Below are 19,381 nucleotides of genomic sequence, written 5' to 3'. Positions count from 1 at the left end.
TTTTAAGCCTCCAATATTTTAGTGAATTCCTCAACTAATCTCGCAACAACGAAAGGCTGTCCTTTCACGCGGTTGAATCTGTACGGATTGAATCCGGGAACTTTACCACGCAGGTAGTTGGCAAACTGTCCGTTATTCTGTTCAGCAACAACCACTTTCTTATATTTGGAAAGTACCTCTGCCGTATTCTTCGGAAGCGGACTGATAAATTTGAAGTGGGCCAAAGCCACTTTCTTGCCTTGTTCATGCATTGTTTCCATTGCTTCATACAGATGACCGTATGTACCGCCCCAGCCTACCAGCAACAGGTCGGCATCGGGATCTCCGAGCACTTCCAGTTCCGGGATAAAATCAGCAATTTTGTCGATCTTTGCCTGGCGGGTGGTAACCATCTTCTGATGGTTGATAGGATCGGTCGAGATAGCACTTGTATCGTAATCTTTCTCCAGACCACCCAAACGGTGTGCAAATCCTTCCATACCCGGGATAGCCCAGTAACGAACCTGTGTATCTTTATCACGACGATATGCCTTCCAGGGCTTTTCTCCCTGATAGTTGGACACGTAGTTCGGTTTGATTTCCGGATAGTTGTCCAGATCAGGTAATTTCCAGGCAGACGAACCGTTTGCAATGAAAGCATCCGTCATCAGGATAACCGGAGTCATATGTTCTACAGCCAGCTTACCAGCCCAGTAAGCTGCATCGAAACAGTCTGTCGGAGTAGAAGCGGCAATCACTACCAGCGGACTTTCACCGTTACGTCCGTAAAGCGCCTGCATCAGGTCGGTCTGCTCACTCTTTGTCGGCATACCTGTTGATGGACCTCCACGCTGTACGTCGATGATAACCAGCGGCAATTCTGCTATTACAGCCAGACCGATCGCTTCACTCTTCAACGCCAAACCCGGACCGGAAGTCGATGTAGCAGCCAGACAACCGGCAAAACTACCACCGATAGCCGTACAAATACCGGCAATTTCATCTTCAGCCTGAACGGTAATTACGCCCAAATCTTTCCGTTTAGATAATTCATGCAAAATATCAGTCGCCGGAGTAATAGGATAACTACCCAGGAAAAGTTGCAGGCCGGCTTTTTCGGCAGCAGCAATCAGACCGTAGGAAGTAGCCTTATTTCCATTTACATCCGTATAGAATCCCGGTTCAGCTTTCTTACTTTCAATACGATAAGTAGAAACTGACGCATGGATATTGTGACCATAGTTATAACCGTCTGTCAACGCCTTGATATTAGCCTGTGCGATCACCGGCTTCTTGGCGAATTTATTCTGAAGCATGTTCATGGCTTCTTCCAGAGGACGGTCAAACAACCAGCAAACAAGGCCCAGGGCAAACATATTCTTTGAACGGAGCGCAGACTTGTTATCCAAGCCAAACTCTGCCAAACCGTCTTTCACCATCGTAGAGATCGGGGCAGCGACAACCTGCACACTGTTCAGACCCAGTTCTTTGAACGGATCGTCCGTTGTGTACAAAGCCTTATCCAGATCACTCTTCTTGAATGAATCGGTATCGATAATAACAATTGCATTTGGCTTGATATTCTTCACATTCACTTTCAGAGCGGCGGGATTCATAGCGACTAAAACGTCCGCCTTATCACCAGGAGTAAAAATTTTACGTGATCCCAGATGCACCTGGAATCCTGATACACCACTCAGTGTTCCCTGAGGAGCACGTACTTCCGCCGGATAGTCGGGAAATGTAGAAATCTCATTTCCAAAAATAGCCGACAGATTAGAAAAGATCGTTCCGGTTAACTGCATACCGTCTCCGGAGTCACCCGAAAAACGGATCACAACCTTCTCCAACGTTGTTACTTTTGTTTGTTCTGCCATAATTATTTATATTAGCTTAATCGCTTGTTTGTAGTTAGATTTCCGCAAAGTAAAGAATAAACTTGGCTTGTTCAAAACTTTTGAGGCTTAAAAAGCAGAAAGATATAGATCCAGGTTATTTGATGATAAATTAAAATGATTAGACACGTAATTGTTTACAGGTTTCCCACAATACATGTAAACACCTGAACGAAAGCCATCATCCGACTTTATCATATTCTGGACTGTCCCGGCATCTCCCAAAGCAAGAAAGATGGGTACAAATATATTACTGAAAGCCATCGAGGTGGTACGTGCCACCCGATTACTTATATTAGGTATACAATAATGTAATACACCGTATTGCTCAAAAACGGTCGGATCGGATTTAGCCAGACAGCAGGTTGTCTCGAAACAACCACCCTGACTGATACGCAGATCAATCACCAGAGAACCCCGTTTCATAGTCCTGACCAATTCTTCCGCAATCACATAACGGTAACGTGTATTGATATACCGCATAGCTCCGATCACTACATCCGCCGTACGGAAAGCATTATGCAATACATTCGGATGAAAAGTCGAAGTAAACAAACCTTGCCCCAATACTTGCTGAATCGTGCGCAGCTTGTTGATATCATCATCGAAAACCTTAACGGATGCACCTAGCGCCAAAGCAGCACGGGCAGCCACGGTTCCTGCATTTCCTGCACCGACGATCACAATCTCAGTCGGTGACACTCCGGGGATTCCTCCCAGCAAAATACCTTTTCCTCCCTGGGTATTACTCAGCAATTCGGAAGCAATGGTAATAGAAGCTGTCCCTTCTATCTCTGAAATAACATTCAGGATAGGACACCTTTTCTGATCGTCCGACATCAGTTCATAAGCGATTGCCGTAATACGTTTGGCCATCATCAGTTCAAAAGCTTCCTGAGCAAACAGATTGAGTTGCACCATGGAAAAGACAGTAGAACGAGGTTTCATCAACAGGATTTCCTGAGGTAAAGGAGGAAGTATCTTCAAAATAATATCCGCCTGAAAAACTTCCGCCGGAGTAGCGACAATCTCGGCACCAGCCTCGGAATAGTGATTATCGGAGTAATTGATCCCCAACCCGGCACCCGACTCTACCAATACACGATGTCCGCGATCGGTCAACATGTCAACAGCCTCAGGAGTAAGCGCAAGCCGCTTTTCCCCCTCTTTCCGTTCACAAGGGATACCAATCAGTAAACGATTACCTACCTTATTCAATTCCTTCAACAGTTCCTGGGTAATATATGAACCCTGAAGCTGTTTGTCTCCTGTTGCTTCCATAATACGATTCCACGGCCGGCAATTCCTAACTGCCTTACATTATATATTATACTATTTTTTCCAATGCTTCCGAAATCTCATGCACATCCGTTTCCGTCAACATCACTTCGGCATCAAACACGATTGAAGCTTTCATATAATGGGGAGTTCTTTTCTCCAGGCTTTCGGCAATAAATGCAACCAACTCATCACCGGAACGTCCTTTCAGTACGGGGCGAGTCGATTTACAGATTTCAAGACGTTTAGCCAACTCTTCCACCGACACCTTCAGATAAACGGTTGAGCCTGTTTCGTTCATAAACTCCATATTGTCAAAAAAGCAGGGAGCACCACCGCCAGTGGAGATCAGTACATCTTCAAACATGGCCACTTCGTGGAGCATCCGCCGTTCAATATCACGGAAAGCCTCCTCCCCTTTTTCAGCAAATATCTGCCCGACCGTTCTATGGTAGCGGGCTTCTATGTAACAGTCCAGGTCAATAAAAGAAAGCCCCATTCGTTTGGCCAGGTCTTTGCCGACCGTCGTCTTTCCGGCTCCCATATAACCTATCAAAAAAATACGCTTCATCTCGTATATGATTGTTTACCGCAAATGTAAAGTTTTTTTTCTTCATTACTTTTCTTTCAATAGAAAAGTAACAAAATATTACCTTTGCAAATCATATCCGAAGAATACAGAAGATGGCGAAGAACAAATATTATGTCGTGTGGAAAGGACTTAACCCAGGTGTTTACGACAACTGGGCAGAGTGTAAAATGCAGGTGGAAGGACAAGAAGGAGCGAAATACAAATCGTTCGAAACCCGCGAAGAGGCCGTTGAAGCCTTTGAGAAAGGATATACGCATTACCTGAAAACTGCTTCGTCAGCCAAAGCTGCCGCCAATCTGGCACCGAAAGCACCTGTCGGAAAACCGATCAACGAAAGCCTGGCAGTAGACGCCGCCTGTAGCGGAAATCCGGGGGATATGGAATACCGGGGTGTTTACACAGCCACCGGACAAGAGATTTTCCATATCGGACCTTTGAAAAAAGGGACAAACAACGTCGGCGAGTTTCTGGCACTCGTTCATGGTCTGGCACTGTTAAAGCAGAAAGGAAGCAACCTGCCTATTTATTCGGATAGCCGTAATGCGATCAGTTGGGTCAAAAAGAAGAAATGCAAGACTCTGCTGGAACGTGAACCTGTCAACGAGCAAATCTTCGATCTGATCGAACGTGCCGAGAAATGGCTGAATACAAACACCTATACTACAACGATCCTGAAATGGGAGACTTCGGTGTGGGGGGAAATTCCGGCTGATTTCGGACGGAAATAACAGAAAAATCCTCCTTCAAGGTGGTTTTCAGAAACAGCGGATATAGGCCAACGAAAAACTATCGTAAAGATAATCTTGTATACCGTGTTTATAACCGAAAGAGATAATGTTCTTTTTTATCTCATAATTGAGTTTTGAGCGGACAATCATCGGTTTGTCCCCGTCTCCTCTGTACCCCTTTATGCCTGTATAGTCACAATTCAATGTAAAACCACGATAAGTAGCCTGTGCCCCGATCGCATATGTCAAAGCATCATTCTGCCGATGTATCAGATCGTTCGTCATCCAGCAGTAAAAACCGGCCATTCCCTGTAAACGGACAGACGCATTTTTTTCCGGATTCTGCCACAACGTCCGTCCAATATTACAATCGAACCAATAAGCAGCCGCATCTGTATAACGGGCATCACACAAACGTCCCCCACTGGCTGTTCTCAGAGTTGCATTTACCACGATATCCACCCATTTCTCACTTTTCAGCACCTGATAATGGCAACTCAATATAAAATCCCCATGACAAGGGATCGGAGATTTCACATCGACAGCATTACGCTCGTCACGCACTTCCGGTGATGTTTCGTACCATTCCTGAATCACCCCGTAAAGCGATACACCGGCACGTCCTTTGGCTATAGGGATATACAAACGGGCAAAAACGTCTTTCGTCTTATCCCCGGTCATTTTATGATATTCACCTCTTAATTCGACCTCCCAGCGCGGAGATAACTTCCCGCCCATCAATTCCGGAAAAGGGAAAGCATTCGCACCAAAATAACGGGGAGAATACTTTAACAAGGGTATTTTATCCCTCCAATCTGCATTGGCAGGAAAGATTGTAAAAAAGCTACAGCAAAAAACAAGGAGGGAAAAAAGTATGTTTGTTTTCATTCTATAATGTTGTGGATTTATATTTACAACCGATCGTCCACCCATTCCGGATTCAGACAACCTTTTACATCATATACTACGTGATTTTCACTGACAAGCGACGGGATGTCAAGTTCCAGAAATTCTTTATGAGCCACAGCCAGTACAATCACATCATACTTCCTGCCTTCGGATAAAGACCCGGTCAACTCTATTCCGTATTCATCCCGGACTTCTTCCGCACGAGCCCAAGGATCATACACAGAGACATTGATGCCGTAATCTTTCAATACACGGACAACATCCCCTACTTTTGTATTCCTCACATCCGGACAATTTTCCTTGAAGGTAAAACCCAACACCAGCACTTCCGCATTCTTAACCGGTACATCCTTTTTAATCATACATTTCACCACACGGTTGGCTATGTATTCGCCCATCGTATCATTGATACGACGCCCATACAGGATCAGGCCGGGATGATATCCGTAATCCTGCGCTTTCCGGATCAGGTAATAAGGGTCGACACCAATGCAGTGACCTCCAACCAACCCCGGTCTGAACGGCAGAAAGTTCCATTTCGTTCCGGCAGCAGCCAACACTTCGTTTGTATCTATATCCAACAGATGGAAAATTTTAGACAACTCGTTTACAAAAGCAATATTAATATCCCTCTGCGTATTTTCAATCACTTTAGATGCTTCTGCCACGCGGATACTGGATACCGGAAATGTTCCGGCAGTAATTACAGAACGGTATAGCGCATCTACCTTCTCCGCCGCATCCGGTGTGGAGCCGGAGGTTACTTTCATAATTTTCTCTACCGTATGTTCCTTATCCCCCGGATTGATACGCTCAGGAGAATAACCGGCAAAAAAGTCTTCATTATATACCAATCCTGAAGTCTTTGCAAGAATCGGAACGCATTCCTCTTCTGTAATGCCCGGACAAACAGTTGATTCATAGATAACAATATCCCCTTTTGATAATGCACACCCAACTGTTTCACTGGCCTTATATAAAGGTGTCAAATCCGGACTATGATGACTATCTACAGGAGTAGGCACAGCTACTATAAAATAATTACATGACTGAAGATCAGAAGGAGCAGATGTAAAATAGAGCCCTGTTTCATCAAATTCCGGTAAGTGAGACAATAAAACAGATTTCAGTTTTCCGTCAGAGACTTCCATCGTTATATCCTGCCCTTTCTTTAAGGCCTCAACCCGATCCTGCTTAATGTCGAAACCAACAACCGGATATCTGGTTGCGAACAAATGCGCTAACGGTAACCCGACATATCCCAGGCCAATAATTGCAACCTTTATATTTTCCATTTATTTTATTCTTCTTTTCCGTTCTGAAATGATAGGCAAAGATACAACTTATTTCTGTATATTTATTTATACGCCAACACTGTAAACGTCTGTCAATATCCGTACAAATTAGTTTAAACATCAATACAAGTAATTTAATATCATATCTTTGCATCAGATATTTACGTAGAGCATCTGTTTACCTATAGAGTTGATTAAAGAAATAGAAGATGAATTGCAGAGCTGATATTGATCTTATTTTACCTTGCTATAACCCACCTTCCGGCTGGGAGCAAAAGGTTATCAGGAAATTCAAAGAGATACAATCCTTGTTTAATCCTGTAAATTTTCACTTGCTTATTGTTAGTGACGGTTCTAAACGCGGATACGAACCGGAAGTAGTTGCCGCATTAAAAAACGGAATCCCCGGAGTCCAAGTAATTGACTATCGTCCCAACAGAGGGAAAGGATACGCTCTGCGTGAAGCCGTGCGACATTGTCAATCGGAATATATCATATATACCGACTATGACTTCCCCTACACAGATAGTTCTTTCAGACAGGTAATCAACACATTACTCAACGGAGCAGATATCGTTGTTGCCATAAGGGACAGGAATTACCAAAAAAATTTACCGCCTTTCCGGAGGTTTCTTTCCGAATCGTCCCATATATGCAACGCTGTTTTCCTTCGTTTAAAAATACATGATACTCAAGGCGGACTCAAAGGATTCAACCGCTCAGGCAAAAGGATTTTTTTATCAACAAAAGTTAATAGCTTCTTGTTTGATACTGAGTTCATATACAAGGCTCAACGGAAAAAAATGAACATACAGGCCGTACAGTCACGTATCAGGGATGGCTTAACAGTATCCGACATGGGATTCAAAGTGCTAAAACGTGAAATGGTAAACTTTTTTTCAATTTTACTCAGCAATGATCTTACTCAGTTTTGATATTGAAGAATTCGATGTTCCCCTGGAACATGGGATAGAAGTGCCATTTGAACAACAAATGGCTGTGTCTATCGAAGGGACCAGAAAGATATTGGCTTGCCTTAAAAGACACCAGATACATGCCACTTTCTTCTGCACGGCCAATTTCGCTGCTCACGCTCCCGAAATCATCGTGAACATCCTACAGGACGGTCATGAGATCGCCTCACACGGATACTATCATTCTTCATTTGAAATGGAAGATTTGAAACGCTCCCGCGAATTTCTTGAGCAACAAACCGGGCAGCCTGTAAAAGGATTCCGTATGGCACGTATGATGCCGATTGATGAAAAAGAAATAAAAAAAGCAGGATATACATATAATTCTTCATTAAACCCGACATGTATTCCAGGAAGATACAACCACCTGGATAAACCCCGCACGTGGTTTTACAAAGATGACGTCCTGCAACTTCCTGCATCTGTTTCTCCTGTTTTCCGTTTTCCTCTATTCTGGCTGGCCTACCATAACCTCCCGGCTAAAGTCTATCGGTGGTTATTTCAGAGAACGTTGAAACACGATGGCTACATTGTTACTTATTTTCACCCCTGGGAATTTACCAATCTGAAAAAATGGAATTTACCATTTATCATAACCAATCATTCGGGAGAAGGTATGATAAAACGATTGGACGATTTGATATCCTTCTCTATAAAAAAGGACTATACTTTTATGACCTTTTCTTCATTTCAACAAAACATAATACAAAATGGGAATAGTAAGTAGCAGACCTCAAATAAACAGTAAACTCAAATTTGTAACCTCCTTTCTACATAATCCTAAACTGAAAGAAAACAAAACGATTCTTGCGATATGGCTGGTTACAGCAGCAATTACAGTCATAGCCAAGTTGATTATCGGAAAGTTCAACAATTACAAGATATTTGAAGGTGTTTACAATCACGCGATACACGGACTCACATTATACGGTCCTTATCCTGAAGAATATGGCGACGTCAATCTTTACGGAATCATATTCAGTTTTATCATTTCACCTTTTGCCATTCTCCCCCAGTGGTTGGGAATGATATTATGGGTAATGGCCAATACAGCCCTGCTATTTTACGCCATACAGCAACTGCCCCTGTCAAAAAATCAAAAAGCGATAATATGCTGGACTGCTTATATCGAATTGATAACAGCCCAGTTAGTCCAGCAATTCAATATATCTGTCGCTGCCTTTATCCTGTTGGCTTTTGCTTTTATCGAAAAGAAAAAAGATTTTTGGGCAGCATTTGTCATATTGCTCGGTACATTTGTAAAAATATATTCAATTGTCGGACTGGCTTTCTTCTTTTTCTCAAAACACAAGATAAAATTCTTACTATCTTGTTTATTCTGGACGATCCTTTTATTCATATTCCCGATTCCTTTCTTTGGATTGGAATATACGATAAGCCAGTATCAGGATTGGTTTATAGCCATCACTGAGAAAAACTCACATAATATGTTCGCCATTTCACAGAATGTATCTTTACTGGGATTAGTCAGGAGAGTATCCGGAAATCCCGATTACAGCGACTTATGGCTGATAGTTCCCGGACTCATTTTATTTTTTATTCCATATCTGCGTATCAGGCAATACAAAAGTCTCTCTTTCCGTTTCCTGCTACTAGCCAATGTACTGCTTTTCACAGTCTTGTTCAGTTCCGGAAGCGAGGCTAGTTCTTATGTAACGGCCATGCTCGGAGTTGGAATCTGGTATGTCAACTCACCTGCTTCAAATAAAAAACTGAACTATTGGTTGCTTATACTAACCATTATCGTCGTCGCTATTTCTACAACGGAATTAACACCTCCCTTTTTCCGAAGGGCTATAGTTCATCCATATGTAGTAAAGTCATGGTTCTGTATTCTAGTCTGGTTAAAGATTTGTTATGAAATGATTTTTCTTACATTCGATCAGAAATCACTCAACCATGATTAGATCAAATTATTTAGTTTTAGTTATCTTTGGACGCAATAACAAGTTATAGTAGTAAATTGTGGAGTTAGTAAAAGTAATCATACCCATCTATAAAAATACGTTCACTGCGACGGAAAAACGTTCGTTGATGCAGGCATACGATATTTTAAAGGCTTATCCGCTGGTTGTAATAAAGCCCGAGTCTTTGGACCTTTCGGAACTACAGGCTGAATTTCCCAGATTGACATTTACGTCATTCGATGATGCTTATTTTAAAGGGATCAGTGGTTACAACCGGTTAATGCTTGCTTCCGGTTTTTACGAACGGTTCCTTGACAGCACTTATATACTGATCTACCAACTGGATGCCTTTGTTTTCCGGGATGAGTTAAAGGAATGGTGCAGCAAAGGCTATGATTACATCGGTGCTCCCTGGCTGCAAAAACCGGTATATCGCTTTCCCATTATCTCCGCCATTATGCATCTGGCACATATGTACCACCGGCAAAAAGGAGAGCCATCCAAACAAGACCTCTACAACAAAATCGGGAACGGAGGATTATCATTACGCAAAACCGACAGCCACTACCGGGTAACCCGCGAACAGGCAGACCGTATCAATTTCTACCTGGCGCAAGACCGGCATCACCTCTATAATGAAGACGTGTTCTGGGCAACAGAAGCAACAGGGTTCATTTATCCGGAAGCTATGGAAGCAATCCGATTCGCCTTCGATAAATATCCGGCTTACTGTTATAAGCTGACAGGCGGACAGTTACCTTTCGGATGCCATTCATGGTATAAACGGAAAATGAAAAAGTTCTGGCAACCGATTATCCACTTTTAGATATCCCAAGCCGATAAGAGTCTTTTCAGACTCTCCGTATCCAATTTTTTTCTACCGTTTGAATAATGCAAAACGAACCACAAGGCATATATGCTTTAAAAATCGCTCAATTTTTCTACCGAAGCGACGTTTTCGCCAACTGCCATACACCTGATGGCAGGCAAAAGCCTCAGGATATCTGATTGTTTTACACGGAGAAACGTAGCAACTTGGATAGATAATTATATCATCTCCCAAACGCTGCTCGACATCTTCCCGCTTATATCCTTTTTTCTCAGCAATCATCGTCATAATCTTGGGTGAGATCAACATATCGAAAGATCCGTCAGGCAATAGAAAATGACGTTGGTTGTAATATTCAAAAACCTCCTTACAATAAGCATTTCCCTGTTCTCCAATCAGGAAAGCAGCCTGTAAAAAAAGCGTACCCCACAGCTCATTAAACGTTGCAAAACCATGCTGAGGTATAAAAGAATCGAAACGTTTCTCTACAAGCATATCGCTATCCATGTATATTCCTCCCTCTTTATAAATCGCATAAAAACGTACAGCATCTGCCGCAAAAGCCCATTTCTTAGCACGCAATGCCTCCGCTATAAAATCACAGCCAATAGCCATCGCATCAGCATAGGTCCAGCGCCTTACCGTATAATCCGGCAATATTCGTTTCCAACTTGCCAAACAGATTTTTATTTCAACAGGAAAAGGATCATCACTAAACCAGCACAAATGAATTACTTTCGGAATCATACATATATAGTTTATAATATGAAAAGAATGCCTATCTCTTCTCTCTTTTACCCCACAAAGGTAGAGAATGGATTCTTAGTTGCAAAATATTCAGTAAGAATATGCATGCCTTCCAACCTACCATACAAAAGAAAATCATTATCTTTGTCCGGATATTATGTACAGACAGAATTCATCTCATTCCAAGAATAAATATAATAAACCTATCAAAACAGATCAATCATGTTCGCTTTATCTTCTTTTTACAAATGTCGGATTTTACCCCACGGCCTCCGCAGAAAATTATTCAGAAAAGTCATCCTGTCTTATTTCGATTCTCTTCCGCAAAATTCATTATCCAATGAGCAGAAAGAAGCAATCGGATACTTAAGATCACATCCTATAACAACATTTCTTTCATCATTTACGGAGCAGTACAAAGCGAAAGACATTCAGGTTTTCACGGATGACGACTCTCAGCTAAAATACGTCCTGCACGAAGAGAAAAGACTTTATTTCAAACGTAAATGGTCCGTAAAGCGGATACAGCGTGCCTACAACGCCCTGCAAGCAGAACAAGACATAGCTTCTCCTCACCGTTATACCGATGGAAATTTCAATGTTAAAGACAATGATATTCTATCAGACATCGGAGCTGCGGAAGGGAACTTTTCGCTCAGTGTAATAGATAAAGTACAACATGTTTATCTTTTTGAAACAGATAACGACTGGATAGAGGCTCTGGAAAAAACATTTGAACCCTGGAAAGAGAAAGTATCCATTATTCACAAATTTGTCGGAAATAAAGATACCGATACCTGCATAACTCTCGATTCGTTTTTCTCTGACGACTCCTCTGTGAATTTTATAAAAGCCGATGTTGAAGGAGCAGAACGAGATCTATTGTACGGGGCAAAACGTCTGATAAATGAAAATAAATCCATGCAAATTGCGTTATGTACTTATCACCGGCATGATGATGAAGTTGTATTAACGGACATATTGCAGGGTAACGGATTCAAAACAAGTTTTTCAAAAGGCTACATGATCTACACACACAATCATGACATGCAGCCCCCTTATTTACGCAGAGGATTAATCAGAGCATCTAAATAAATTATTACTCTATATGCTAAAGAAACTGACTACAGCCATCGCGAATTATTATTATTTCCTCAAAGGAAAGATAATACCATCCCACATATCAAACGGGAAGGACATCCCTATTATCATCAATAACTTCAACCGGTTGACAACACTCATCCAATTGACGGACAGTCTGACTTCAAGAGGATATACGCGTATTTATATATTGGATAACGCTTCAACCTACCCGCCTCTGCTGGAATATTACCAGACATGCCCCTTTACCGTATTCCGGCTTAAAGAGAACCTCGGATTCAAGGCTTTGTGGAAATCAGAGTTGAAGAAGAAATTTTGTAATGACTATTATATCTATACGGATTCAGATGTCATCCCCATAGCTGATTGTCCGGACGATTTCATCGATTATTTCCTGAAAGAACTGAAAGCGCATCCGTTTGCCCGCAAAATCGGTTTTTCATTACGGATCGATAATCTGCCGGATCAGTACGAGCATAAGCAAAAAGTAATTGACTGGGAAAAACAATACTATGCCCGTCCGACCGAAAACGGTTTATTCCGGGCTCCCATCGATACGACTTTCGCCCTTTACCGACCGCATGTCGGACTGAGCAGAAGCCGGTCGGTTGAGGCATACCGCACGGCATACCCTTATCAGGCTGAACATAAGCCATGGTATAACGATTCTAAAAATCTGTCGGAAGAAGAATCATATTATATCAGCCACTGCTCACAGATAACAGGCTGGACCTCCCAATCACAAAAAAAAGAGGATCAATCCTCCTGAGAGCTTTCAGGAAAGACTTTACGGAAATCAAACGGCAATATGCAAGAGGTATAAATCCGGATACGTTTTTTATGGAAACGATCTCGCACAGCCTTCGTGAAAAGAGGACAATGACTGAACAGATTCGCCATGACGTACTGGAAATAAGGTTGGGTAAACCAATTTCCACCCTCTTTCCTCCAGGCTTTACATGCCAGATGGGAAGCGTACTTTTTATAAACACGATCACTGTATTGATTAGTCTGCCGTACAAAAGAGTCCTCATCCAACCCGCGAATCCGTGCATATTCACAGGTGACACATGACAATGCTTCACAGGAAATGGCCAACCGTGAAAAGTTCCTGATCGCATCCTGTACTGTTATTTTCTTAAATTGCATCCGGTTGATATCTACCAGAGTGAAACGAAAAGTTTCCTGTTCCTTATAATACAGGATATTTCCCGGTGATAAATCTATATGAAAAATTCCAGCCTGATGCAGACTGGCTATAAAAACACCTAATGCAGTCAACAAGGTTTTATCCTTCAGCTGTCCGTTCATGTATTCCCGGATATCGGAAGCTCCGCTATACGCAGAAACACTATAGCTATGATTCAACAGGCCATGTTTATATTCTTCTATGTATCCAAGAGGTTCCGGCGTGTTGCTCCCCCGCTTCAATATCTCGAAAGCATATTCATACGAACGCCTGGCCTTTGATTTCCGGAATAACGTATAAATAACCCGATTGACAAAGAACGGGACCTTGAAACTCTTCACCACCAGTTCACATCCTTCGATATTAAACCGCTTCAACACGTTTCGTCCCTCATATATCGTGGTTCCTTCCGTCTCAAAACGGTCGGATAAATGACAAAAAAAATCTGCCAGGAAAGGATATGCCGGATTCGTTACTACTTTCATTTCTGCAAGGTGGAATTTATCTTATCCACAATCATCTCCGGTGTAATCTGTGTCATACAGGCCCAATCCCCCCTGAAACAAAGCTTCTGGCCGAAGACTGAACAGGGACGACAAGGAAGATCGAGTTGAACGGCATTTTTCGGGTCCTGATGATAACCGTAAAATCCGGCATAGGGATGCGTTGCTCCCCAGACCGAAATCACTTTTGTATCGACCAGAGAAGCGAAATGCATATTGGCTGAGTCCATGCAAAGCAATACGTCCAACCGGCTGATCAAGGCAAGTTCATTATCCAGCGAATAACGGCCGACGACACTTTTTACACGCGGATACTGGAATGCCCATTGCTCCAAAACAGCTTCTTCATAACCACGACCTCCCAACAGAAAGATCGTATAATCTTCATTTTCCGACAAGCGGGCAACAACCTGTTCCATATCGTCCACCGGATAGATTTTTCCGCGATGCTTGGCAAACGGGGCAATTCCAATCCATTTACCGGTCTTTGTTCCGGCCACGGCTTCCATAGCCGACAGATCGGCCGGCTTCGATTCATAAAGGGATGTGAAAGTTTCCGTATAGTTCAGACCGGCAGCACGGAATACATCGGCATAGCGTTCTATCACCGGACGCAAGGGTTTCAGTTCCTTATGATTACGCTCGGTCAGCCGTTTCCGTTCCTTCCTTGCTTTATCAACAACATAAACCTTTTTCCCTTTTATCCGGAACATACCTCGGATAATCATGGTACGGATCACATTATGCAAATCCAATACGACATCATACTCATACTTGACCAACGCAGAAGCAAACCGGAGCAATCCGCCCAATGTCTTTTCTGCCGCCTTCGTATTGATACCGATCACGTCCACATTTGCCGGACGGTTCATAAAAACAGGTATCAGGAAAGCCTGCGTAAGTACAGTAAACGTATGTTGGGGGTTTGCTTTGGCGGCAGAGTAGATCACTGGAACCGTCATAGCAACATCGCCAATAGCAGAAAGTCTTATAACAAGTATTTTTGCCATGTAATGAATTTAATACATTTTCATGATTCGTAACTTCTATCAATACTGTTCACAAAGATATAAATTATTTCCGGAATAAGTTATCTGAATTCATTACATGCCGTTGTCATATTGTCACGGCAATCATTGTTACGACAGGATATCGTCGTATTTATCAAAATGTCAAATTACCCCTATCGCCAATAAGCTGTATGTAGTCCTGACCAGACACAGCGCTTTTTATCTCGCCCAGAAGAAGATAGCAAATATCCTTATTCAGGCTTTCACTATATAAATACAGCTTTTTGATCCATCAATAGTCTATACCCATAAATGATGATATAAAAGATTAAATAAATATATGAATTAGATATTTAAATCCAATACAACTTTTCGTTACATCTGAAATCTAAATCTGCTGTACAGCATAGTTTTTAAAGGGAAAAAGGCTCATCAAAAAAGTTTCACCGACTGAATTTAACAAATATTTCGTCTTAAATAAACTCTCATCTCATTTAAAATGAAAAAAAATTCGTTTTAAACGAGATGATAATTTGTTTAAAACGGTGATTGGAAATTCATAGAAACAGGCACGATGTTAAATATTGTATATTCAACTCTCCTGTTTCAATTATTCTGACAGACATCACAGTCACAGCAACCGCTTAAAACAAGACAATAAGACACCTTATTCCTAAAAACAACATCAATTTGCCATCAAGATCATTCAGTATAATTCGCTTTTGCGACAGAGAAAATTATCGAAACCGGGCAAAATACCTCATGCAGAGAGTCGCATAACAAGTATTTTTGCAATGAGTTAATTAAATGTTCCGCTATAATAACATCGGGTTAAATAATAGGAAGGTTCATAATAAGCACTTCCATTATAATTATCTATCGTACGGCATATTTTATCATTATATACACGTAAAATAGCATCTGCATAATCCTCCCAGGAATAGAGAGTTGACAACACGAGGCGCATATAAACTTTTCCCATATCCTGCTCGGTCGGAATATGATCGACCAATGCCGGATTGACATTTGTCACATCATAATTACCTTCCTGCAACCGGAATTCATCAATCAAACGTTCAACGACAGCCTGCTGGTTTTCGCTGTGCATAACATTTGCCAGGGATAATTTCTCGGCCAGCGCCTGTTTCCCCATACAATTCACGACATACCGGTTCGGCTGTTTCAAACGACGTGCAATACGTTCAATCAGGCTACAGACATAGAAAACATCCTCTTTCGTTATTACTTCATCCGGAAAGAATACATTTTTCATAACTCGTAACTCCTTTCATATATTAACGACTCCAGTGCTGCTGCCATGATATACTTTCATTCCGTTTTATTTTTTCCCGTACAACACAGGGTTTAATGCCGGGTCATTGTACATTTTCATTTGTTTATACACCTTCATGTACTTACGTCCGGCTTTAATATCAGCCAGTAACTGGTCCAAAGCCGTTGACAGGTCAACCTTCTGTTCCAGCAACACGTTCAGCTTTTCTTCACATTTCGTTTTATGCTCGGGAGTTGCATCGGGACGGCTAACCTCTTCGGCCATATGATAAATCTTCAATGTCAGGATAGACAACCGGTCGACCGCCCATGCCGGACTTTCCGTATTGATCGTCGCATCCGGCAATACTTTCACTTCTTTGTATTTATCCAGAAAGAAACTGTCGATCAATTCCACCAAGTCGGTACGATCCTGATTAGACTTGTCTATACGGCGTTTGATAGCCACTGCCTCCACCGGATCGATTGCCGGATTACGGATGATATCTTCCAGATGCCACTGTACCGCATCAATCCAGTTTTTCAAATAAAGATAAAACTCTATACTTTTTACCTCATACGGATTATGCATGGTTGCATCCACATCATCAGAAACATGATACGCTTTCGTAGCCTGTTCAAATATCCGGTAACACTGTTCGCTGAAATTCATAAATAATCGTTTTGCTTTCTGTAAATACTGTTGACAAAGGTAGAAAATCTTTTTCGATAATCTATCAATGGATATGCTGATTTCAAGCCATCACCTACCAGTCTATTCCGCAAATAATCTCTATCTTTGCCCTGCAAAAAGCATATAAAATGAAAATAGTAGCTGACAACACGGTCCCATACCTAAAAGGCGTAGCCGAACCAATCGCAGAAATAAAATACCTCAACTCAAACGAGTTTACTCCTTCAACCATCCACGACGCAGATGCTCTCATTGTACGAAGCATCGACAAATGTACGCGCGAATTGCTCCAAGGTAGCCGTGTCAAACTGATCACTACAGCGACTATCGGCTTCGATCATATCGACATAAAATATTGTGATGAAGCAGGTATCACCTGGAAAAATGCACCTGGCTGCAATGCTGTCTCGGTTGCACAATACTTATTGGCTTCACTTATCACGATAGCCCTTCGCAGAGGAGAAACGCTTCAAGGAAAAACGATCGGGATAGTCGGTGTAGGGCATGTCGGGAAAGAACTGGAAAAACTGTGTACGGCTTACGGTTTACATATCTTGCGTAATGACCCGCCACGAGCAGAAGAAGAGGGAGCGGCAGGATTCGTTTCGCTGGATACGATCGCAGAAGAAGCTGATATCATCACCTTCCATACACCGTTGACAAAAGAAGGACCTTTTGCAACCCGTCACCTTGCCAACGAAGTTTTTTTCAACAAAACACGTAAAAAGCCCTGGTTTGTAAATGCTTCAAGAGGAGCTGTACACGATACGACGGCATTGATAAAAGCTCTGAAATCAGGAAAAATCAGCGAAGCAGTGATAGATTGCTGGGAAAACGAACCGGCGATCGACCGGGAACTGTTAAGTCTTACAGCCGTTGCCACCCCCCATATTGCCGGCTTCTCCGCTGATGGCAAAGCCAACGGGACTCGTACCTGCCTGGAAAATATCGAACGTTTCTTCGGTGTGAAAATAGAGAAATTAAGAGAAGTTATGCCGCCAGAGCCTGCCGATCCTGTTATCGATCTCGCCGGAGTGACGGAACATCGTATCGAACACGCAATACTTAAAAGTTTTAGTCCGCTTGGTGTAGACAGAGCACTGAGGGAAACGCCGGAAAAGTTCGAATGGTTCCGGGCAAATTATCATCATCCCCGGGAGTTTGCCGCTTATACGGTAAAGAACGCGACAACAGAAGAGCGGGAACTTTTTGATAAGTTAGGTTTCAAATAATACCATTCTACTATTCACTGCTATGGCGAAAGACAAGTTATTATCACCCGGTTTTTGCTACATATTAACGGCTAATTTTCTGCTGTTTTTTGCATTTTACCTGATACTGCCAATCCTGCCCTTCTATTTACAGGAACGGTTTATGACAGATAAGTCGATGATCGGATTTATTCTGTCCTGTTATACGATAGCCTGTCTTTGTATCCGTCCGTTTTCCGGATATCTGCTGGATACCTTTGCCCGTCGCCCGTTATATCTGCTGGCGTATGCCATATTCATGGTTATCTTCGCCGGATATATGATTGCCAGCGTCTTGTGTATTTTCATTGTGCTGCGTATTCTTCACGGATTCGCATTCGGGATGGTCACGGTATCGGGTAATACGATCGTGATCGACATTCTTCCTTCTTCACGTCGTGGCGAAGGAATTGGATATTACGGGATGGCGAATAATCTGGCAATGAGTTTCGGTCCGATGATCGGATTGTTCATGCATAACAGTTTCAGTTATGAAGTGATTTTCAGTTGCTCACTGGTTTCCTGCTTCTTGGGATTTATCATGGCTTATCTGGTTAAAACGCCTTACAAGCAACCGGTAAAGAAAGAACCGATTTCGCTCGACCGCTTTTTCCTGGTCAAAGGAACTTGGGCTGGAATTTCACTGCTAATGCTTTCCATTCCTTACGGGATGACAACCACCTATGTGGCAATGTATGCCGACGAGATCGGTATATCTGTCAATTCAGGACTTTATTTCACCTTTATGGCGATCGGACTCGCGACTTCCAGGCTGTTTTCCGGCCGGCAAGTAGATAAAGGGCGTATCACACTGGTTATTACACTGGGGATGTATCTGGCATGTGCCAGTTTCTTTGCGCTCGCTTCCCTCGATGCATTGATGAAATGGAATCCGACGTTCACTTCCTATTTATATATAGCCATCGCTTTATCACAAGGTGTTGCTTTCGGAACCATGTTCCCGGCATTCAACACCCTGTTTGTCAATCTGGCACCCAACAGCCAGCGCGGAACGGCAACTTCCACCTACCTCACTAGCTGGGATGTCGGTATCGGAATCGGATTAATGATCGGCGGAAGTATCGCACAGGAATTCGGTGGATTCAACCACGCTTATCTGCTTGGAGCCTGCCTGACAGTTTTATCCACTTTCTTTTTTATCTTCAAGGCTGGACCGCATTTCAACAGGAACAAATTGCGGTAAAAAA

Annotated in this window: 19 protein-coding genes; 9 read left to right on the top strand and 10 right to left on the bottom strand. The window is 42.4% G+C overall.

Going from position 1 to position 19,381, the window contains the following annotated elements; genetic code table 11:
- Nucleotides 1–2: 2 nt before the first annotated feature.
- The 3 genes from DWW91_RS01780 to DWW91_RS01770 all read right to left on the bottom strand — a co-directional run bounded on the left by DWW91_RS01780 (nt 3) and on the right by DWW91_RS01770 (nt 3,723).
- Entirely contained in the window at nt 3–1,856 is a 1,854-nt protein-coding gene (locus tag DWW91_RS01780) for a 2-oxoacid:acceptor oxidoreductase subunit alpha (RefSeq protein ID WP_122326754.1), read from the bottom strand.
- A gap of 87 nt (nt 1,857–1,943) precedes the next feature.
- Entirely contained in the window at nt 1,944–3,155 is a 1,212-nt protein-coding gene (locus tag DWW91_RS01775; protein WP_010801357.1) for an alanine dehydrogenase, read from the bottom strand.
- Between the two features lie 46 nt (nt 3,156–3,201).
- Nucleotides 3,202–3,723 (bottom strand): shikimate kinase, encoded by a 522-nt coding sequence (locus DWW91_RS01770; RefSeq protein ID WP_122326753.1) that lies wholly within the window; start codon nt 3,721–3,723, stop codon nt 3,202–3,204.
- A 113-nt stretch (nt 3,724–3,836) separates the two neighbouring features.
- Here DWW91_RS01770 and DWW91_RS01765 point away from each other — a divergent pair, with 113 nt between their 5' ends.
- Nucleotides 3,837–4,472, top strand: a complete 636-nt coding sequence (locus DWW91_RS01765) for a viroplasmin family protein (protein ID WP_009860689.1) — start codon at nt 3,837–3,839, stop codon at nt 4,470–4,472.
- Nucleotides 4,473–4,499: 27 nt separating this feature from the next.
- Here DWW91_RS01765 and DWW91_RS01760 read toward each other — a convergent pair whose 3' ends face one another.
- Together DWW91_RS01760 and DWW91_RS01755 are read right to left on the bottom strand one after the other, a co-directional pair.
- Complete coding sequence (locus tag DWW91_RS01760) at nt 4,500–5,360, bottom strand: hypothetical protein (protein WP_009860688.1); 861 nt, start codon at nt 5,358–5,360, stop codon at nt 4,500–4,502.
- 23 nt (nt 5,361–5,383) lie between these two features.
- Entirely contained in the window at nt 5,384–6,676 is a 1,293-nt protein-coding gene (locus DWW91_RS01755) for a nucleotide sugar dehydrogenase (RefSeq protein WP_122326752.1), read from the bottom strand.
- Nucleotides 6,677–6,885: 209 nt separating this feature from the next.
- Here DWW91_RS01755 and DWW91_RS01750 point away from each other — a divergent pair, with 209 nt between their 5' ends.
- The 4 genes from DWW91_RS01750 to DWW91_RS01735 are packed head-to-tail and all read left to right on the top strand — an operon-like array spanning nt 6,886 to nt 10,404.
- Entirely contained in the window at nt 6,886–7,611 is a 726-nt protein-coding gene (locus tag DWW91_RS01750) for a glycosyltransferase (protein ID WP_046145733.1), read from the top strand.
- A complete protein-coding gene (locus DWW91_RS01745) occupies nt 7,592–8,377 on the top strand; it encodes a polysaccharide deacetylase family protein (protein ID WP_009860685.1) in 786 nt (261 codons plus the stop codon). Before DWW91_RS01750 ends, DWW91_RS01745 begins: the two co-directional genes overlap by 20 nt.
- Entirely contained in the window at nt 8,361–9,578 is a 1,218-nt protein-coding gene (locus tag DWW91_RS01740; RefSeq protein ID WP_233584378.1) for a glycosyltransferase family 87 protein, read from the top strand. Before DWW91_RS01745 ends, DWW91_RS01740 begins: the two co-directional genes overlap by 17 nt.
- A 58-nt stretch (nt 9,579–9,636) precedes the next feature.
- Nucleotides 9,637–10,404 (top strand): DUF5672 family protein, encoded by a 768-nt coding sequence (locus DWW91_RS01735; protein WP_009860683.1) that lies wholly within the window; start codon nt 9,637–9,639, stop codon nt 10,402–10,404.
- A gap of 51 nt (nt 10,405–10,455) precedes the next feature.
- Here the strand turns inward: DWW91_RS01735 and DWW91_RS01730 are convergent, their stop codons facing one another.
- Nucleotides 10,456–11,154 (bottom strand): glycosyltransferase family 32 protein, encoded by a 699-nt coding sequence (locus DWW91_RS01730; RefSeq protein WP_122326751.1) that lies wholly within the window; start codon nt 11,152–11,154, stop codon nt 10,456–10,458.
- Between the two features lie 222 nt (nt 11,155–11,376).
- On the opposite strand from DWW91_RS01730, the gene DWW91_RS01725 reads away from it, so the two are divergent.
- The gene (locus DWW91_RS01725) at nt 11,377–12,249 is read left to right on the top strand and encodes an FkbM family methyltransferase (protein ID WP_009860681.1); all 873 of its coding nucleotides are present in this window, start codon (nt 11,377–11,379) and stop codon (nt 12,247–12,249) included.
- 13 nt (nt 12,250–12,262) lie between these two features.
- The gene (locus tag DWW91_RS01720) at nt 12,263–13,024 is read left to right on the top strand and encodes a glycosyltransferase (protein WP_009860680.1); all 762 of its coding nucleotides are present in this window, start codon (nt 12,263–12,265) and stop codon (nt 13,022–13,024) included.
- Here the strand turns inward: DWW91_RS01720 and DWW91_RS01715 are convergent.
- The 4 genes from DWW91_RS01715 to DWW91_RS01700 all read right to left on the bottom strand — a co-directional run bounded on the left by DWW91_RS01715 (nt 13,012) and on the right by DWW91_RS01700 (nt 16,902).
- Nucleotides 13,012–13,929: a lipopolysaccharide kinase InaA family protein gene (locus DWW91_RS01715; protein ID WP_122326750.1), complete on the bottom strand. Its 918-nt coding sequence runs from the start codon at nt 13,927–13,929 to the stop codon at nt 13,012–13,014. The two genes, DWW91_RS01720 and DWW91_RS01715, sit on opposite strands and share 13 nt — an antisense overlap.
- Nucleotides 13,926–14,957 carry a glycosyltransferase family 9 protein gene (locus tag DWW91_RS01710; RefSeq protein WP_009860678.1) on the bottom strand — a complete coding sequence of 344 codons (1,032 nt, stop codon included), beginning with the start codon at nt 14,955–14,957 and terminating at the stop codon, nt 13,926–13,928. The genes DWW91_RS01715 and DWW91_RS01710 overlap by 4 nt, the downstream gene beginning before the upstream one ends.
- A gap of 799 nt (nt 14,958–15,756) precedes the next feature.
- Nucleotides 15,757–16,230 carry a hypothetical protein gene (locus tag DWW91_RS01705; RefSeq protein ID WP_009860677.1) on the bottom strand — a complete coding sequence of 158 codons (474 nt, stop codon included), beginning with the start codon at nt 16,228–16,230 and terminating at the stop codon, nt 15,757–15,759.
- Nucleotides 16,231–16,296: 66 nt separating this feature from the next.
- Entirely contained in the window at nt 16,297–16,902 is a 606-nt protein-coding gene (locus DWW91_RS01700; protein ID WP_009860676.1) for a DUF4254 domain-containing protein, read from the bottom strand.
- A gap of 149 nt (nt 16,903–17,051) precedes the next feature.
- Here DWW91_RS01700 and pdxB point away from each other — a divergent pair, with 149 nt between their 5' ends.
- Entirely contained in the window at nt 17,052–18,155 is a 1,104-nt protein-coding gene (gene pdxB / locus DWW91_RS01695; protein ID WP_009860675.1) for a 4-phosphoerythronate dehydrogenase PdxB, read from the top strand.
- Nucleotides 18,156–18,177: 22 nt separating this feature from the next.
- Complete coding sequence (locus DWW91_RS01690; RefSeq protein WP_122326749.1) at nt 18,178–19,377, top strand: MFS transporter; 1,200 nt, start codon at nt 18,178–18,180, stop codon at nt 19,375–19,377.
- The last annotated feature ends 4 nt before the right edge of the window (nt 19,378–19,381 follow it).

The organism is Parabacteroides sp. AF17-3 (assembly GCF_003635445.1).
Classification (GTDB): Bacteria; Bacteroidota; Bacteroidia; order Bacteroidales; family Tannerellaceae; genus Parabacteroides; species Parabacteroides goldsteinii.
Note: the sequence above shows the minus strand (reverse complement) of the source record. Positions and strands in the feature narration are given on the sequence as shown.